This window comes from Streptomyces sp. 13-12-16 (assembly GCF_002114215.1).
Classification (GTDB): domain Bacteria; phylum Actinomycetota; class Actinomycetes; order Streptomycetales; family Streptomycetaceae; genus Streptomyces.
In genome coordinates, this window is sequence record NZ_NCTE01000304.1 from 8,568 (window position 1) to 10,967 (window position 2,400).

Below are 2,400 nucleotides of genomic sequence, written 5' to 3' on the forward strand. Positions count from 1 at the left end.
TCGCCCCCCGCGTGGATGGTGTCGCGCACCCGGATTTCCGTACTGTCCGCCATGATCGGTCTGCTGCCTTCCGTTCCTGTTCAGCACCCGTGAGTCGCACAGGTGTCGTCCACGGGACCGGGTGCTCCTGCCCTTGAGCCCCGCATGCATGCGGATTCGAAGGCCGGAAGTGCGCCGCGTCACTGAAAGCAAGGGCAGAACGGAAGAAATCGCCCACCTTGTAGGCGGACGGTCACTGCGTGCCGGTGCCACGGGTGGTGTCCGGCGGGCCCGTACGGCTCCGGGGCGGGCCCGGGTGCGGGCGGGGCGGCCGGAGGAACGCGACGGGCCCCGCACCGGCCGTGCCGGTGCGGGGCCCGAGACCCTGGAGCGGGTGGGATCAGATGAGGCCGAGGCCGCGGACCGCCTCGCGCTCCTCCTCGAGCTCCTTGACGGAGGCGTCGATGCGGGCGCGGGAGAACTCGTTGATCTCCAGGCCCTGGACGATCTCGTACTTGCCGTCCTTCACGGTGACCGGGAAGGAGGAGATCAGGCCCTCCGGGACGCCGTAGGAGCCGTCCGACGGGATGCCCATGGAGGCCCAGTCGCCGTCGGCGGTGCCGTTGACCCAGGTGTACACGTGGTCGATGGCGGCGTTGGCGGCGGAGGCGGCCGACGAGGCGCCACGGGCCTCGATGATCGCGGCGCCGCGCTTGGCGACGGTCGGGATGAAGTCCTCGGCCAGCCACTTCTCGTCGTTCACGACCTCGGCGGCGTTCTTGCCGGCGACCGTGGCGTGGAAGATGTCGGGGTACTGGGTGGCGGAGTGGTTGCCCCAGATCGTCAGCTTCCTGATCTCGGAGACCGGGACGCCGGTCTTCTTCGAGAGCTGGGTCAGCGCGCGGTTGTGGTCCAGGCGGGTCATGGCGGTGAACCGCTCGGCGGGTACGTCCGGGGCGGCGGCCTGGGCGATCAGGGCGTTGGTGTTGGCCGGGTTGCCGACGACCAGGACCTTGATGTCGTCCGCGGCGTGGGCGTTGATGGCCTGGCCCTGCGGCTTGAAGATGCCGCCGTTGGCCTCCAGGAGGTCACCGCGCTCCATGCCCTTGGTGCGCGGGCGGGCGCCCACGAGGAGGCCGACGTTGGCGCCGTCGAAGGCCACGTTCGGGTCGTCCGTGATGTCGATGCCCTGGAGGAGCGGGAACGCGCAGTCGTCCAGCTCCATGGCCGTGCCCTCGGCGGCCTTGAGCGCCGGGGTGATCTCCAGCAGGCGCAGCTTGACCGGCACGTCCGCGCCGAGCAGCTGGCCGGAGGCGATGCGGAAGAGCAGGGCGTAACCGATCTGGCCGGCCGCGCCGGTGACGGTGACGTTCACGGGAGTGCGGGTCATGGCGTTCTCCGTATGACAGCTGGCGGTGGGGCGGTCCCTGCCCCGGGGTGCGGGATCCCGTCCGGCTCGTGACCGGCGTCCACCACGATGATCGATCATCGGATCGGATGATCGATCTCTTGGCGTCAAGAGAGATCCAGCGGTCAGGCTATCGCGCATCCACGGGCGCGGACGGCCGGGCTCCCTGTGGCCCGTCCCACAGAGTGACGGCCCGGGCACACGGGTAGCCGAACGGGCACGAGAGGGGCGGCCGCTCCGTCCGGGAGAGGTGGGGGCGGGGCGGCCGCCGTCGGGGACCGACCGTGCCGGACTCCCGTGGGGGTACTTTCCGCGTGCCCCCCTTCCGCCGCACCATGCGCGTCCCCACATTTTCCCCACATGCATGAACCCGTATGGGCCCGTACGGGCCCATACGGGTGGCGGGACGGATCGTGTGCGGGTACTACTCCGTGCAGCCCTTCTCACCGGTGGCGGCCAGTACGGCGCAGGCCTTCGCGTCCGCCGCGTCCTTCACCGGCACCATCGGGGTGTACGTGACCGTGTCGCCGGCCGCGGTGATGCTGTCGCTCTGCTTCGACGTGCCCGCGCTGATCTCGACCTCGTCCCCCTGCGCGCCCTGCGTGATGCGTCCCCATGCCGCGGCGCAGGTCTCGCTGTAGCGGACCTCCACCGTGGTGGCGCCGACGGTCCCGGTCCGCGTGGTGGTCACCAGGTCGCCGCTGCACCCCATGGCCTCGGCGTCCTTGCCCTCGCAACTGTCGCCGCTGCACTTCACGCCGGGGGGCAGGTCGACACTGGCGGTGGCGGTGGGCGAGGGGGACTTCTGCGTCTCGTCCTTCTTCTTGTCGCCCTCGGTGCTGGTGACGTAGAACGCGGCGGCGACCACCACCAGCGCTCCCACCGCTCCGGCGATGAACGTCGACGTCCGTCGCTTGCCGCCGGAACGGCCCGGTCCGCCCGGGCGGCCCCGACCGGACGCGCCCGGGGGCGGCGCGCCGTACGTCCCGGAGGCGCCCGCCGCGGGCCCGGAG

The 2,400-nt window shown here is 71.5% G+C and carries 2 protein-coding genes; both read right to left on the bottom strand.

Translation table 11 applies throughout. The features are described 5' to 3' along the window. Positions 1-379 precede the first annotated feature (379 nt). Positions 380-1,369 carry a malate dehydrogenase gene (locus B7767_RS13180; protein ID WP_085572355.1) on the bottom strand — a complete coding sequence of 330 codons (990 nt, stop codon included), beginning with the start codon at positions 1,367-1,369 and terminating at the stop codon, positions 380-382. 442 nt (positions 1,370-1,811) lie between these two features. Further along, positions 1,812-2,400 (bottom strand): DUF2690 domain-containing protein (locus B7767_RS13185; protein WP_143652403.1); only part of this gene is annotated, 589 nt, incomplete at its 5' end.

Bases quoted from the DNA above. Each gene is read 5' to 3' on its own strand.
- B7767_RS13180 (WP_085572355.1), bottom strand. From the start codon at position 1,369: ATGACCCGCACTCCCGTGAACGTCACCGTCACCGGCGCGGCCGGCCAG.